Below are 15612 nucleotides of genomic sequence, written 5' to 3'. Positions count from 1 at the left end.
CCGATGCTGCCAAAGTCCCCATCAGCCATCGCATCAAGAAATGCGCCTGGAACGACGACTATCTCATCAATGCCATCACTCATATGCGATAGCCCTGCCCTCGTGGGGGAGATGTCCGGCAGGACAGAGGGGGGCGCGAAGGATCGCCGGCATTCCGGTCGACCTATGATGAGCTGAGAAATTTGGGCAGTTATGTGAACAGCGATGGAAGAGGTCGGCGGGACAGCGCCCCCTCTGCCCTGCCGGCCATCTCCCCCTCAAGGGGGGAGATTGGCACCTTCGCCGTCTGCCCCTAAATCAGCTTCTCCAGCGTGATCGGCAGGTCCCGCACCCTTTTCCCGGTGGCGTGGAACACCGCGTTGGCGATCGCCGGCGCCACGCCGACAATGCCCAGTTCGCCGACCCCCTTGCCGCCAAGCACCGAGGAATGCGGATCGGGAATGCCGACCGAGATCACCTCGATATCGGGAATGTCGGCATTCGTGGCGATGAGATAGTCGGCGAGATTGTTGTTGACGATGCGCCCATGCCGGCGGTCGACGATGCCTTCCTCGAGCAGCGCCTGGCCGATGCCCATGATGATGCCGCCCTTCCACTGGCTTTCGGCGAGCTTGGGATTGTAGAGCCGGCCCGAATCCAGCGCCGACACCACGCGCGACACCCTGACCGTGCCGAAATCCTCGTCGACGCGCACCTCGATGAAATGCGCGCACCAGCTATACCTGGAGTAGTCGCCCTCGGTGTGTGGCAGCGCCATGGCTATGGTGGTGTAGTTCTTGTAGCGGTCCTCGACCGTCGAATTGGCCGGCATGGTGTCGCCCTTCGCCTCGATATGCTCGCGCCCGACGCTCCTGAGCAGTTCGGCGATGGAAACTTCAGGGCCGTTGCCGCGCGGTGAAGCGATGCGGCCATTGGCGACGACGAGCGTGTTGGCCTGCAGTGCATGGAACGGCGAAGCCGGATCGCTGATGGCGAGCCCGATCAGTTGGTCGAGCGCGGCACTCGCCGCCTTGTGGACGGCGCCGGTCATCACCCCGGCCAGCCGCGAACCGCCGGTGACGCCGGCACGGGCATAGCGGGAATCGCCAAGCTTGACGACGACGTTTTCCGCCGGCACGCCCACCACCTCGGCGGCGGTCTGCGCCAGGATCGTGTAGGTGCCCTGCCCCATGTCGATCGATGAGCTTTCGACCTCGACCGAACCGTCGGCGAGAATGCGCACGACCGCTTCGCCATAGGCGCGCCGCACCGGGTAGGTGCCTGCCGCGACACCCCAGCCGATCAGCTGGTTGCCGTCGCGCATCGAACGCGGCCGGGGGTTCCGCTTAGACCAGCCAAAGGCTTCGGCGCCGGCGGCGAACGCCTCACGCAGCTGCCGTGTCGACCACGGCTTCTTCGCATGCGGGTCCTGCTCGGCATAGTTCCTAAGCCGGATTTCCAGCGGATCGATACCGACCTCATAGGCGAGCTCGTCGATGGCGCTTTCGATACCGAAAGCGCTCGGGTTCTCGCCCGGCGCGCGCAATGCCCCCGGCACCACCGTGTTGACCCGCACGACGTTCTGCCGCGACGAGAAATTCGGCGTCGCGTACATGACCGAGGTGACCGAGCCGAGCGGCTCGACCCACATGCCGTCGACCGAGGTCTCGTTGACGCCGCGGTGCACGATCGACTGGATCTGGCCCTCCACGTTGGCGCCGAGCGCCACGGTCTGGCGCGTCGCCGCCCGTCCGCCATAGGCGGTGAAGGTCTGCGGCCTGGTGACCGCTAGCTTCACCGGCCGTCCCAGCATTTTCGCGGCGACTGCCGCTACAGCGCCGTAGCCATAGGCAAACGCTTTGGAGCCGAAGCCGCCGCCAATATAGGGCGAGACAAGGCGCACATTCTCGAACGGCACGCCAAACCATTCGGCATAGGTCCGCGCCATGCCGTCGACCCATTGACTTGGCTCCCAGACCGTCAGCTGGTCGCCCTGCCACTTTGCGATCAGGCCATGCGGCTCCATCGGCGCCTGGTATTCGCGCGGCGTGTTGTAAGCGTTGCAGATCCTGACCGGAGCCGAGGCGAACGCTGTCTCCGCCTCGCCCCATTCCTTGGTCATGGCGTCGACCGGGATGCCGTCGCCGGCCTTCGGATCGCTGAGGTCGACGATCGCCGGCGCCTCGTCATAGGCGATCTTGACCAGCGCCGCGGCCGCGACCGCCTGTTCGAAGCTCTCAGCGATGACCGCCCCGACATGCTGGCCGCTGAAGGTGATGTCGCGCGCCAGCGGGCAATAGGCGACATCCGGCGGCGGCGTACCCAGCCAGTCTGTTGCGGTTCTCAGCGGCAGGATATTGTCAGGCGTCAGCACCAGCAGCACGCCGGGCGACGCTTCGGCCGCGGCCGTGTCGATCGAACGCACCCGGCCGGCGGCAATGGTGCTCTCGACCAGCACCGCATGGGTGAGCCCCTCGAGCTGCTGCTCGACGGCGTATTTGGCGGCACCGGAGATCTTGGCCGGGCCGTCGACCCGAGACAGCCGGCCGCCGACCTGATCGGCGAGGACGGCACCGTCCGAAGCGTCGCCGTGTTTGGCATCGCCGGGTCTTGCTCTCAACTCGTGAACGGTCATGCCGTTTCTCCCATTTTTAGGATGGCGCGGGCGACGACGCGCGGCGCCAGTTGGATCTTGTAGTGGTTGGCGCCATGGTCGACGGCGCCCTCGACGGCGAGCAGGCTGGCTTGCCTGACGACCTCCGGCTCGAGCACTTTGCGTTTCAGCGCCTCTTCGACGGCGCGGGCGCGCCATGGCTTGGTGGCGACGCCGCCAAGCGCGACGCGAAGATCGCGGATCGTCCTTCCGTCGGCCTCGAACTCGATACCGACCGCGGCACTTGCCGCGGCGAATTCATAGGACTGGCGGTCGCGGACCTTGAGATAGGTCGAGCGGCGGGCGGCGGCCGAAGCGGGAATGCCGATAGCGGTGATCATCTCGCCGGGCTCGATCGCATGTTCGTTGTCGGGCGTGCTGCCCGGCAGCAGAAAAAAGTTATCGACGGCGATTTGGCGGTCACCGAGATGGACGATTGCGTCGAAAGCGACGAGTGCAACCGCCAGGTCGCCGGGATAGGTGGCGATGCAGGCCTCGCTGGTGCCGAGCACGGCATGGCCGCGGGTGACGCCGCCGATAGCCGAGCAGCCGCTGCCGGGCGAGCGCTTGTTGCAGGCGGGAAAATTCGCCGGGTCGCGGAAATAGGGGCAGCGCGTACGCTGCATCAGATTGCCGCCGATCGTCGCCATGTTGCGCAGCTGCGCCGATGCCGCCTGCCACAGCGCCTCTGAGACGGCAGGGAACCCGCTCTTGATACCGGCATGGTCGGCCACGGTGCTCATCCTGGCCAGCGCCCCGACCGTGGCGCCCCGGTCATCGATCACGATCGTGTCCAGTCCGGTGAGATGAGTGATGTCGACCACCGTCTCGGGTTCGGCAACGCCGCATTTGGCGAGATCGACAAGCGTCGTGCCGCCAGCAAGCAGCATGGCGCCCGGCTGTGCCGAGGCTTGGCGCGCAGCATCGACCGAATTGGCGCGCAGATAGGAAAAATCCCTCATGATGCGGTCTCCACGGCTGCCTGGCGCACGGCGGCGACGATATGCGGATATGCGCCGCAGCGGCAGAGATTGCCGGCCATGTATTCGCGGATCTCCTCATCGGAGCCGGCATGGCCTTCGCGAATGCAGGCGGCGGCCGACATGATCTGGCCCGGCGTGCAATAGCCGCACTGGAAGGCATCCTGTTCGAGGAAGGCGGCCTGCACGGCATGCAGCGCGCCATCCTCCCCGGCAAGCCCTTCGATGGTGGTGATGTTCCTGCCTTCAGCCTGAGTGGCAAGCGTCAGGCAGGCCAGCACGCGCTGGCCGTCGATATGCACCGTGCAGGCGCCACACTGGCCCTGGTCGCAGCCCTTCTTGGTGCCGGTCAGGCCGAGATTATCGCGCAAGGCGTCGAGCAGGGTAACGCGCGGTTCGACCTCGAGCTCATGTCGATGTCCATTGATTTGAAGTTGGATTGGAGTTCGGGTTTTGCTTGTCATGGGGCGTCTGGCTCCAGTTGCTTGACGCGGAGGGGATGATCTGGCGCCCGGCCGGCGAGCGGCAAGGTCAGCTTATGGCTAGGTGAAGGCTAATCTCCCCTTGCGGGGAGATGCCCGGCAGGGCAGCGGGGGTCCGCTTGACTTGATGCGACCTCCGGGAGGGCCGCGGCTTGCGAGGTCGAAAGACGTGACATACCCGATCCCGTGATTACATGATAAAGGCGCTCCACAAATCGGAGGCGCCTCCGTTTATTAACTAGGGGCGTGCTCCGCCCTGTTCAAGCCCCGGATCGAAATTGATCGAAATTGGAAAAATTGGGGGCGGGCAGCCAGCCGCCATGCCAGGAGACAAAAAAGCACCACCGGCCCAAGCCGGTGGTGCTCTCTGGACTGTCTGTAGGGGCAGGACAGTCCAATGATCCTGAGGGGATCGCGCTCAACGTGGGCTCATTTTTGCCCCACGGCATCGGCCGAACAGATGAGGAGTGCCGGCCGCGAGGAAATATCCTCCGTCGTCACCCGCCGTGCACCGGAGGCGGGCAAGATGCCTCGCCTGCCGGAACGCCGGCCCAAACTCGATCCTGTGATTATGGTTACTTGCGAATATATTTGTCGGAGACGTAACGAAGGTGGAAGAGTCTGCGTTCTTGAAACGGGGCCTGCCTATCCGGTTATGCTTCGGATCAGCACTGGAGAAGAAATTGGCCGCGGAGCCGCCCGTCATACCTGGAGACAAAACCGAAACCGCCGTTGCAAAACCGCTGCGCGCCGACGCGCAGCGCAACCGCGACGCGCTGGTCGAGGTCGCGGCAAAGGCCTTTGCAGCGCATGGCGTCGACGCCTCGCTGGAGGAGATTGCGCGCCAGGCCGGCGTCGGCATCGGCACGCTCTACCGGCATTTCCCAACCCGCGAGCATCTGGTCGAGGTGGTTTATCGGCGCGAAGTGGAAGGGCTGTGCCAGGCGGCGGACGAACTCGCCCACGATCATGCGCCCGACGTAGCTCTTGAACAATGGATGCAGCGCTTCGTCGACTACATCGCCACCAAGCGCGGGCTGTCGACAAGCCTGCGCATCCTGCTCACGACCAACTCCACCCTGTTCTCCGACGTTTCGGGCAGGGTGACGCTCGCCTTGCGGCGGCTGATCGATGCCGCGGTCGCCGACGGCTCGATCCGCAGCGACGTCGATGCCTCCGATGTGCTGCATGCGCTGGGCGGCATCTATTCGGCCCCGGACACCAAGGACTGGCGCGACCGCTCGCGCCGATTGGTGTCGCTGCTGATGGATGGGCTTCGGTTTGGAGCGGCCAAATCCGGCCCATCCAAGGAATAGCGAATGCAGTGACTGTCCTTATTTCAGCGAGATGCTCATACCGCTGAGATCGGCATTGACTTGCAGGCCTACCTGCCTGCCTGTGAGTTCGAGTTGGGCACCCTTGTCATTGGTCATGACGATCACCTGGGCTCCTTTGCCGAGCGCGCCGCCACCGCCCGCTGCGCCGTAAACCCCCGTCACATCCCGGGCGCGCCGTATGTGGCGCACGGTACCTTTGAAATAGGTCTTGGAGGCACCGAAGGCGAGGCCGCCCGAGATGCCGCCGACCGAGATGGGATACCGGCGACCATGGAAGGTCAGTGTGCCCTCGCCTCCGGCGCCGCCGATGAAGAAGGCCGCCTTGTAGATGGCGAAGCGGATCGTACCGCTGTCGGCATGTGCGACACTGGTAAAGCTAACTGCCGCCGCAGTTATGACGGCAACCGCGACTGAACGAAATCTGGACGAAATCTTCATGATGAGAACTCCTCAAAGATCGCCGCATGCCCAGCCGGCCGGGCACGTCGGCGCCGTATCAAAGTCATAGCTGAACAGTCTCGCCCGTCATTGGTTCCAAGCACGCGGCCTGAATCCGGCTGCGAGAAGACCGCTACGAAACGAGGCGGATGGCGAGCGCAGTCCTGGCTGTAAGAACAGTGCTCGAATGGTGGGGATGATCGTAGGTGTTGAGGCGGAATGGTATTAGTCTGCGCTGTCTGGGGTTTCGGGAGCGCGGCAAGGAATGGACTTCAACTCACGGCATGGCTACCTCCTGATCGGCGGCCTGATCCTGGTAGGTGCCGGGCTCTTGGTCCTTTCGCTGATCGTCAATCTTCGCGTAGCGCACAGTGTGCGTGACGACGTACGCCATCGTGAAAAGCTGCTGGAATATTATCGCAATATCTTTTCACAGCTGGGCGTGATCATGATCGGGATTGGCGTGTCCCTGTTCATCTTCTTTTTCCAGCAGAATTATCAGGACCAGCGAAAACGCGAAGCGGAGCTCCAGCAGGTTCTCGCCAAACTGGCGGCGCGCGTTGCCCGCGGCAGCGCTGTCGTGGAGGCCCTCGGCGAATTCGACGCGCTGCTGGATGATGGCGGTGCCTATGTCAGTCCGGAACACGGCGGTGACAACGCCGCTGTCAGCGCCCACGGAACGGCGCTCGCCAAGCAGGTTTCCCAGATCCTTCTGGTCGAGCGCGACGTCGATGTTCAAGGGTTCGATATCCTGAATCTGTCGCGCGATTTCGAAGCATCGTTCGTCGTCAACGAGCTCAACCCAACGCTGTGGTTCAACATCGTCCGGGACGAGAGCGACGTCAAATATGCCACCACCCAGATCGCCCTTGATTACAAGGACCTGCAGGATGCGATCGGCGGCGAGCATATCGAGGTTGCGATCGCCAATCCCGAAAAGGAGCGGAAGATCAAGCAGGAGGTGCTCGACGTGTTTTATGATGCCGACCTCCTGCGCCAGCGCAGCAGGCGGTTTCTCGGCCGTGCGTGCTGGCTTTTCAGCAATGGCAAAAGCTTCGTCAAGCTTGCACCGGCCAATGAGATCGAAGCCGATGCCAAGTCGCACCAGGAATGGATCGATCGGTCGAAAGGCTTCCTGACGCAGTTGAAGTCGGGAAGCGGCGATTGCTTCAAATTGCTCCAGTTCGGCCCGGCATCCTGAACCGGCAAGTATCGCCCGCCCGGCGGCGGCTAATCCCCCACGCGTTGCAGCGTGCCGAGACGATTGTCGTCGAGAAATTCGACGGTCATGGCCGACGCCTTGCCGTCGGGGCCGAGGGCAAAGCTGACGGCCGAAGGCCTGTCTGGCATCTCGGCATCGGGGAAGGTCACGAAGAGGTCGCGGTTGAAATGCTTCAGTGGATAGGACCGCGCACCGGCAGGCCCGACCTTGAGGACAAGAGCGTCCCCTTCGCCTGACACAATAGCATCGCCGATGAAGTCGTTGAAGTAACGGCCCGCATAGGCGCTGGCCGGCGCCGCCGGACTTGCTGGAGAGGGCGGCGCGGCATAGGTAGCCTTGGCCGCCGCAATCACCGGGCCGAACATGCCTGCATAAATATCATTCCAAGCCTTTACCTTGTCCTTCCCCAGCGTTCCGTCGAAGACGAGATCGGCGAAGCTGTCGGACAGTCCCTCCGGCACGCCTGTCGGAAAGGCGTTGGCGATGACGACAATGCCAAGCTTCTCCTCGGGAAAGAGCATCACCAGACTGCGGGCGCCGGCGCTGAAGGCGCCCGCATGACCCCAGATCGGTCCGTGCCGGCCGAATTCGACATTCCAGCCGAGGCCGTAAAAGGCCTCGCCTCCGGAGACGGGGTTCTTGCCGCGAACCATCAAGGGAATATGTGTCTGGTCCAGCGCATCGGCGGCAATGAGTCTCTTGCCGGCGTAGGCCCCGTTGCCGAGCACAAGGCGCATCCATTGCGAGAGGTCGCGTGCGGTGGAACTGACGCCGCCTGCTGGCGCCTGCGCATCCGGATAGCGCTGGACCTTCGCGGTCCACGCGCCATCGATTTTGGCGTGGAGCTCGGCGCGGTTGGCGTGCTTGATGAAGTCCGAATGGCGGGAACTGGTCGAGGCCATTCCAAGCGGACGGTAGAGCTTCTCTTCGGCGACCTCTTCCCATGATTTGCCTGTCGGCTTCGCGGCCGCGACGGCACCCTCGGTCAGTCCGAAATTGCTGTAGGAATAGCCCGCGCGAAAGCTCGATGCCGGCGACACGAACCGCAGGCGGCGCAGGATCTCCGCGCGGTCATAGCCGATGTCCTCGAGGTCGTCGCCGGCGGTGCCGGGAAGCCCGCTGCGGTGTGCAAACAGGTCGCGGACCGTGAGTTCGCTGGTCGGATAGGGCTGAGCGAGCCGGAAAGCCGGATCGAGGTCGGCGATCTTGGAATCCCACGAAGCGATCCCGTCGCTGACCAGCGCCGCCACGACGGTGGCGGAGACCGGCTTGGAGAGCGAGGCAATCTGGAAGACCGTGTCAGAATCGACGATCTCGGGTTTTCCGGCTTCGCGATGCCCGAACCCCTTGAGGAAGATCACCTCGTCGCCGTGCACGACGCCGATGGCCAGACCGGGCACGCTACCATCCGCGACGACGCCTTCGGCAAGCAATTCGAGCTTCGACAGGGCTGCGGCGATCCTGTCGGGTGGGATGGTATCGGCCGACGCCGCCTCCGGCAAAAGCGTCATGATTGCGATGAAGGCCAACATCCTCCACCGGAGGTGATTCCGGTTTGTGAACAGCCGCATGCTCAGCCCCTCCGCTTCACCGGCTTGCACTATTGCAGGCCGACGCAGGGAAGGCCAGCCTCACGCTCGCCATCCATTGACGGACGTCCGCATCACACCAGTCGAAATTCAGACAGCCGCGCCTGAGCTAGGATGCAGCGCGCAGGCGGAGGCGCCGCCTGCCGGCGCGGGCCTTCTCCGCCACCGCGGCGGTGATCTCGACCACGCCGTCTTCACGCGGTCTGGCGTTGGTGACCTTGTGGAGCCGCTCATAGGGCAACAGTTCCTTGACCCGGGCTTGAAGCGACGCGACTTCGGCTCGCAGATCCTCGCATTCCTGCCTCTGGACGTCGAACTGTATCTGTTCGGATGCCTGTTGCAGAGAAAGCTGCGAAAGATTCGCGCTGATTGCGGAAAGGTTCATCTTGTCGTTTTCGCTCTCTTTCATGAGAGCAGACAATTTTTGCTCGACAATTTGCTTTTCGGCCACCGCGTCGCTCGCCTGGGCCTTGAGCATGGCGATCTCGCTGGCGGCTTCGCTGTTCTGGTTGGAGGCGGCCTCCAGCCGCGATCGAAGGTCCTCGATTTCAGAACGCAGGCCGGTCATCTCCGCGACACTGCGTGCAAGCTCGGCTTCCCTGTCACCGTCCCTGAGGCGGGCTGCTTCCGTTATTTCCGATAGCTTCGCCTGCGCCATATCGAGCGATTTCTGCAGCCGCATCTCCTCTTTCTCGCTCTTGCCAAGCGCGGCCAGCAGTTCCGAAAGCTGCGCGGCATCATTGGCATGGACAGTCGAGAGTTCGTCCAGCCTGTGCCGGGCCTCGGCCTCCCGTTTCAGCGCCTTGTCGAGGTCGATCGACAGGCTGACATGTTTCTCCCGCAGCATTTCGTTCTCGCGCGAGCGTCTGTTGGCCTCGACGGCTCTGGCTGAGAGTGTTTTGACAAGCTCGCCGAACTCGGCCTCGCGTTTTGCGCTCGCATTGCCTGCCACGACAAGTTCCAGCCTTGCCGCAGCCAGCGCGCCGCGAAGTGCTTCCTTGTCCTCGACCAGGCTCGCCTCGTGCTGCTGCAGGGCCTCGATAGCGCTGTCGCGCTCGCGCTGCTTTCTGGTTGCATCGTGGAGCTGTTCGGACAGCACCCTTTGCTGCGCGGTCAGGCCGGTATTTGCCAGCTCCAATTCGTTGGCGCGAAGAATGTCGCCGTGGAGCAGTTTTAGAAATTCGCCCGTCAGATGATGCGAGGTCGCGATCTCCGACAGTTTCGCATTGATCTCCCCCAGATACTCCTGCGCGTCGTGAAAGAGCCCATCGACCGCGCTTAAGGCAGCCAGCCGGGTTTGCGTATGGGGGGACAGCCGTCGTGCGGTCTCGAAGGCGTCCGCATTGGCCTCGATCTGCGAGCTGTCATCCGTTGCCGCGAGATTCTCATCCGATACCGTCTCATCCGGCACAGTGACGTCGTTCAACGGCGGCTGATCGTCCACGTTGAGACATTCGCTAAACGCATCCGCCAAATCGGTTTCGAGCTCCTTGAAGGCTCTCTCCACAGTCTCGGCACGCTTGATCAAACCTTTGAAATTCATGACCGAATATCCCTCTCGTGCAGCGCCGTTAAGGAGCGGACTTTCAACACTTGACCTCGCCTCCCCGAATACGGGGTTCATCTCCTGACGTGCGCTCTGGCCGACGCAGGCTAGGGACAGGCTTGGCCACTGTCCTCGTGTGTTTGAATGACGCAAAGCCGTGTTCTGCGGCGCTCCATACCCGAGGCGTTGGCACCGCTCGCAAAATGCCACTCATTTCACCCGAGACGGATATGAAGCGGCGCAAGCCTGAGAATCGCCTGGTGATTGTCTTAAGGACCGGCCGAGCGCCTCGGTGTTCTGCAGCAGCTACAAGGTCACGGCCTAAGACGACGCGTGTCACTGCCGAGAGGCCTGACCTAATAAATGATTGTGTTGAATACGTTTCGCTGATTAGCTGTTGTGAATAGACCGGGGACAAGACCGACAAAATGTTGTCCCGGAGGACCGCGATGCCGGTGCTTGAGGTTCGCCACGTCTCCAAGAATTTCGGGGCTATCCAGGCCCTGACCGACGTCAGCTTCCAGGTGGAGCGAGGCGAAGTCGTTGGTCTCATGGGGGATAACGGCGCCGGCAAGTCGACGATAGTCAAGACGGTGGCCGGGAATTTTCCTCCGAGCGACGGCGAGATTGTAGTCGAGGGCGAGGTGTGCCACTTCCACCAGCCTGTGCAGGCCCGCGCCAAAGGGATCGAAGTTGTTTATCAGGACCTGGCGCTCGCCGATAACTTGACGGCCGCGCAGAACGTCTTTCTGGGGCGCGAGATCAAGAAAGGCTTCTGGCCGATCAGGATTCTTGACAAGCAGGCGATGATCGATCGCTCGGCTGCGCTGTTCAAGGAACTCAAATCGGAAACCCGGCCGCGCGACCTCGTCAGAAAGATGTCGGGTGGGCAGCGCCAGGCGGTCGCCATCGCGCGGACCCGGCTTTCAAATGCCAAGCTGGTGCTGATGGACGAACCAACGGCCGCCATCTCAGTGCGCCAGGTGGCGGAAGTACTCGAACTGATCCGACGCCTCAAAGCACAAGGAGTCGGCGTCATGCTGATCAGTCACCGAATGCCTGATGTGTTCGCCGTGGCAGATCGTATTATCGTCCTCAGGCGGGGCTCGAAAGTTGCCGACAAGCCAGCCGACAAAACATCGCCCGAGGAAATCACTGGACTGATAACGGGGGCCATCCGTGGCGAATAGTGTTCAGGAGTCAGTTGGCGTTCAGGGCTCAGTCGAAGAACATGGCCGGCCGGTCATGTCGGATTTCGTTCCGACCAAGGAAAAAACAGTTCTCCAACGTGTGATTTCAAGTCAGCCCTTCTGGGTGACGATCGCGCTCATCGCGCTCGTCATGTTGATGACTGCGATGGAGCCGAGCTTCGGCACCTCTGAAAACGTCGCCAACGTGACGCGCAATTTCGCACCTTTCGGCATCATGGCACTTGGCATGACGATCGTCATCATCACCGGCGGTATAGATCTGTCGGTCGGCTCCGTTATGGGTCTCGTGGTCATCGTCGCCGGCCTGTTCCTCACCTGGCACTATCCCTGGTACGTCGCCTTCGCCATGGGCCTTTTCTCCGGTCTGGCCTGTGGCGCGGTCAATGGATTCTTTGTCGCCTATGTCGGGATGCCGTCCTTTGTGGTCACCCTCGGCATGCTGTCCGTCGCGCGCTCGCTGGCGGTCGTATTCTCGGCCAACCAGATGCTCTACCAGTTCGGGCCCGATGCCCCGATCGTAAAGGCAATCGGTCAGTGGAAATGGCCGCGGCATGGTCTGGACGACTGGGCACCGCATTGGATACCAGAACTGTCGTCACAATTCTGGACCATGGTGATCCTGGCCCTGATTGTCGGCTTCGTGTTTAACTTCACTGCCTGGGCCCGGCATCTCTTCGCCATCGGCGGCAATGAGGAGGCGGCACGGCTCACCGGCGTTCCGGTCAACTGGATCAAATTCCAGGCCTATGTCTTCTCGGCTTTCACCGCCGCGCTCGCCTCGCTCCTGCTCCTCGGCTATAACGGCTCGGCTATCAATGCCATGGGCCAAGGCTATGAGCTGCGCGTTATCGCCGCGACAGTCATTGGCGGCGCCAGCCTCATGGGCGGCGCCGGGACGGCCTTCGGTGCGATCATCGGTTCCGCCTTCCTCGAGGTGATCAGGAACGCGCTGCTGATGGCCGGCATCGATTCAAACTGGCAGGGTGCCTTCGTCGGCGCCTTCATCGTTCTTGCGGTTCTCTTGGGCATGCAAACCGGCGGCAAATCGATTCTCGCCGCGTCGCTGGCAGTCTTGATGCCCAAAAAACGCCGCTAGAAACCCGCCGGCGGGAGGCTTGCGGGACATCACACCAAGGAGGAGAACGTCACATGAAAAAACATCTGCTGACGGCCGCCGTCGCGCTTGGCGCAATGGTGCTCGCCGTTTCCGGCGCCCAGGCGAAATACACCTTCGCCCTGGTGCCGAAGAACATGAACAATCCTTTCTTCGACCAGGCACGCGACGGCTGCAAGAAGGCCGAGGCCGAATCCAATGGCGCTGTGGAGTGCATGTATATCGGTCCCGGCGAACATGGCGGCGGCGACGAGCAGGTGCAGATCGTGCAGGACCTCGTGGCCAAGAAGGTGGACGGCATCGCCGTGTCGCCTTCGAACGCCGCGGCGATGGCGGTTGCGCTGCAGGCCGCCAAGGAGGCCGGTATCCCGGTACTCACCTGGGACTCCGATCTCCTGCCCGAAAACAAGGATCTGCGCGTTGCCTACATCGGCACCCACAATTACGAGATCGGCGTGAACCTCGCCAAGCTTGTCATGCAGATCAAGCCCAAAGGCGGCACGATCTGTATCCAGTCCGGCGGCGCCGCAGCGGCCAACCACAACGAGCGCATGCAGGGCATTCGCGATACGCTTTCGGGCACCAAATCGGCGGCCTCGCCCGGAGATCGGCTGACCGGCCAGAACGGCTGGACCGAAATTGAAGGCTGTCCGCTCTACACCAACGATGATTTCCCGCTTTCGGTGCAACAGTTCGAGGATATCATGGCGAAAAACCCGAACCTCGACGCGTTTGTCCCAACCGGTGGCTTCCCGCAGTTCATCCCTGATGCCAACCGCGCCGCCGTCGCACCGTACAAGGACAAGATCGCCTCGAAGGCCCTGGCCCTTGTCGTCGCCGACACGCTTCCGGTACAGATCGACCAGATGAAGGAAGGTTTCTCGCTTGGCCAGGTCGGCCAGCGGCCGTTCGAGATGGGCTACAAGACGATGATGGCGCTGAAGGACATGAAGGACGGCAAGGCTCCGCCGGCCGACCCGACCTACACGGGCCTCGATGTCTGCACTCCGGAGACAGCCGACACCTGCGTCGCCAAATAGTGCTTTTGGGCGGGAGGAAACTCCCGCCCTTTTTCATAGGGGATCTCAATGCCGGAATTGTTCTCGCTCAAGGGCCGTGTCGCATTGGTCACGGGTGCCTCGCGTGGTCTTGGTTTTGCCATGGCCAAGGCACTTGCGGAAAACGGCGCGACGGTGGTCGTCAATGCCCGCGACGTGGCCGCCCTTTCCGCCGCGGCGGACAGGATCGGTGCAGAAGCCCTGCCGTTCGATGTCACCGACGCGGCGATCTCAAGGGCGTCGCTCGAAGGAATCGTCGAACGCCACGGCCGCCTCGACATTCTGGTCAACAACGCCGGTATCCAGCATCGTAAACCGCTGGTCGAATGGCAGGACGAGGATTTCAACCACGTGGTTGCCGTCAATCTGTCGGCTTGCTTCCGCATGATGCGCGACGCGGTGCGCCTGATGCTGCCAAACAAGTTCGGGCGCATAATAAACACCGGATCGGTCGCAGCGATCCTTGGCCGTCCCACCATTCACGCCTATGTGGCGGCAAAGGCGGGGCTACATGGGCTGACACGCTCAACTGCCGCTGAGCTGGGCCGCCACGGCATCACCGTCAACGCGATCGCCCCAGGCTATTTCGCCACCGAGCTCAACACCGCACTTATGCACGACGAGGCCTTCACCAAATGGGTCGAGGCACGAACCCCCGCGGGCCGCTGGGCCCAGCCTGAGGAACTCGGCGGAGCCGTGGTGTTTCTCGCCTCCGACGCTGCCGCTTACGTCAACGGGCACGTGCTGGCCGTTGACGGCGGACTATCGGTTTCCCTGTGATTTCAACCGGCGACACCTTGCCGACAGGGCGTGCCTGCTAGCCGCCTGAAATGACGACTTGCTGCATACGCTGCTAGCCCGGTCCCCTGCGCGGACGCAGACGCCACAAGATTGGATGACGCGCCGTATTGCAGGCGCCGACTTTCGATTCGCAACGGGTTATTTCGACGTCTGGCGGCATCGATGCTTGATGCCGCCAATATTTCATTCCACACACCGGCCACGATGAGAAACGACATACGGGATCAGCGCCGGGTATTCGGGTGGGCCTTGCCCACTTCGATTGCCCTGCATCTGCTCATCGTCGCGTTTTTGTTGTTCGGACTGCCGGCAACGCTCTCGCAGCCAGGGAAGGAGCCGGCCATTGCGGTGGATATCGTGCCGCCGCCCAAACCGCCGGAAAAAACCAAACCTCCGTCCCCCGCTGAACCGCCCAAGCCGGAAAAGCCGCCGGAAGCAAAGGTCGAGACCCCGGCGAGCCGTGAGGTCGCCGCGCAGAGACCTGTCTTCCAATTCGGTGAGAAGGACGCCGGTCCGCGCAAGTCTCTGGACGGCAACAGTGCGGAGGATGGTTCGCAACAACCGCCAGCGCCGCAAGATCCCAATAACCAGGATCTTGCACAGCCACCTGCCGTGACTGCGGTCGACGGGAACGACCAGGCTCCGCCGCCTGGCGCATCACAGCCGCCGAAGCCCAAGCCAGCGGATGTCGCCAAAGTGCAAAAGCCGTTGAAGCTTGAAAAAGCGAAAACATTGTTCTCGCAAACGGCAACCGGTGATCCGGTAGCGACAACCGCCATGAAAAATGTGCCGCGCCCCGTGCGGATCGGTCAGCTCTGCAACACGGAACTCGCACAGCAATTGGTGCACGCGTCGCCCCCCTATTTCCCAGACAGCTTGCTTGAGTATCGGCTGAAGGCCGGCACGGTCATGAACGTCGCCAATGCGCCGTTCCCCGCAAACGGGCAGTGGTACGATCTGAGCTTTCGTTGTGAGGTCGATCCGGACGCAACGAAAGTCGTGTCGTTCGCCTTCCGTGTTGGAAATCCGGTGCCGCGCAGTGAATGGAAGCGCCGCGGGTTGCCCGCCAATTAGGTGGTCAAGGCCACGGAGGCTGGCTGTCCGGCGCCATCAATCCGGCTGGCGATGTCTTCGCGCGGCCCGGGTGACCGAACCAACACGCGCCAAAAATGGCTTTCGTCAGTGGCGGCCGAAGTCTAGCA

General features: G+C 62.5%; 13 protein-coding genes. 7 read left to right on the top strand and 6 right to left on the bottom strand.

The features are described 5' to 3' along the window. Positions 1-292: 292 nt before the first annotated feature. The 3 genes from NKH17_RS17225 to NKH17_RS17215 are packed head-to-tail and all read right to left on the bottom strand — an operon-like array spanning position 293 to position 4076. Entirely contained in the window at positions 293-2614 is a 2322-nt protein-coding gene (locus NKH17_RS17225; protein ID WP_352902118.1) for a xanthine dehydrogenase family protein molybdopterin-binding subunit, read from the bottom strand. Next, positions 2611-3594, bottom strand: coding sequence for an FAD binding domain-containing protein (locus tag NKH17_RS17220; RefSeq protein ID WP_352902121.1), 984 nt, complete (start codon positions 3592-3594; stop codon positions 2611-2613). Before NKH17_RS17220 ends, NKH17_RS17225 begins: the two co-directional genes overlap by 4 nt. Further along, on the bottom strand, positions 3591-4076 hold the full coding sequence (locus NKH17_RS17215; protein ID WP_352649609.1) for a (2Fe-2S)-binding protein: 486 nt from the start codon (positions 4074-4076) through the stop codon (positions 3591-3593). The genes NKH17_RS17220 and NKH17_RS17215 overlap by 4 nt, the downstream gene beginning before the upstream one ends. Before the next feature lie 701 nt (positions 4077-4777). On the opposite strand from NKH17_RS17215, the gene NKH17_RS17210 reads away from it, so the two are divergent. Beyond that, positions 4778-5410 carry a TetR/AcrR family transcriptional regulator gene (locus NKH17_RS17210; RefSeq protein ID WP_352649610.1) on the top strand — a complete coding sequence of 211 codons (633 nt, stop codon included), beginning with the start codon at positions 4778-4780 and terminating at the stop codon, positions 5408-5410. A gap of 18 nt (positions 5411-5428) precedes the next feature. Here the strand turns inward: NKH17_RS17210 and NKH17_RS17205 are convergent, their stop codons facing one another. Next, positions 5429-5869 (bottom strand): lipid-binding SYLF domain-containing protein, encoded by a 441-nt coding sequence (locus tag NKH17_RS17205; protein WP_352475599.1) that lies wholly within the window; start codon positions 5867-5869, stop codon positions 5429-5431. Between the two features lie 265 nt (positions 5870-6134). On the opposite strand from NKH17_RS17205, the gene NKH17_RS17200 reads away from it, so the two are divergent. After that, a complete protein-coding gene (locus NKH17_RS17200) occupies positions 6135-7070 on the top strand; it encodes a hypothetical protein (RefSeq protein ID WP_352902125.1) in 936 nt (311 codons plus the stop codon). 29 nt (positions 7071-7099) lie between these two features. Here NKH17_RS17200 and NKH17_RS17195 read toward each other — a convergent pair whose 3' ends face one another. After that, positions 7100-8662, bottom strand: coding sequence for a serine hydrolase (locus tag NKH17_RS17195; protein ID WP_352902128.1), 1563 nt, complete (start codon positions 8660-8662; stop codon positions 7100-7102). A 127-nt stretch (positions 8663-8789) separates the two neighbouring features. After that, entirely contained in the window at positions 8790-10223 is a 1434-nt protein-coding gene (locus tag NKH17_RS17190) for a coiled-coil domain-containing protein (RefSeq protein ID WP_502904665.1), read from the bottom strand. A 452-nt stretch (positions 10224-10675) separates the two neighbouring features. Between NKH17_RS17190 and NKH17_RS17185 the strand changes: the two genes are divergently transcribed. The 5 genes from NKH17_RS17185 (at position 10676) to NKH17_RS17165 (ending at position 15484) form a co-directional block, all read left to right on the top strand. Continuing rightward, positions 10676-11416, top strand: a complete 741-nt coding sequence (locus NKH17_RS17185) for an ATP-binding cassette domain-containing protein (protein ID WP_254819718.1) — start codon at positions 10676-10678, stop codon at positions 11414-11416. Positions 11417-11471: 55 nt separating this feature from the next. After that, a complete protein-coding gene (locus tag NKH17_RS17180; RefSeq protein ID WP_254819719.1) occupies positions 11472-12533 on the top strand; it encodes an ABC transporter permease in 1062 nt (353 codons plus the stop codon). A 53-nt stretch (positions 12534-12586) separates the two neighbouring features. Further along, positions 12587-13591, top strand: coding sequence for a sugar-binding protein (locus tag NKH17_RS17175; protein WP_254819720.1), 1005 nt, complete (start codon positions 12587-12589; stop codon positions 13589-13591). 48 nt (positions 13592-13639) lie between these two features. Then, the gene (locus tag NKH17_RS17170) at positions 13640-14389 is read left to right on the top strand and encodes a glucose 1-dehydrogenase (protein WP_254819721.1); all 750 of its coding nucleotides are present in this window, start codon (positions 13640-13642) and stop codon (positions 14387-14389) included. Positions 14390-14572: 183 nt separating this feature from the next. Further along, positions 14573-15484 carry a DUF930 domain-containing protein gene (locus tag NKH17_RS17165; RefSeq protein ID WP_352902134.1) on the top strand — a complete coding sequence of 304 codons (912 nt, stop codon included), beginning with the start codon at positions 14573-14575 and terminating at the stop codon, positions 15482-15484. The last annotated feature ends 128 nt before the right edge of the window (positions 15485-15612 follow it).

It is taken from the genome of Mesorhizobium sp. M1334, assembly GCF_040317995.1.
Classification (GTDB): Bacteria; Pseudomonadota; Alphaproteobacteria; order Rhizobiales; family Rhizobiaceae; genus Mesorhizobium.
The sequence above is the reverse complement of the archived record's forward strand: the minus strand, read 5'-3'. Positions and strand labels throughout refer to the sequence as shown.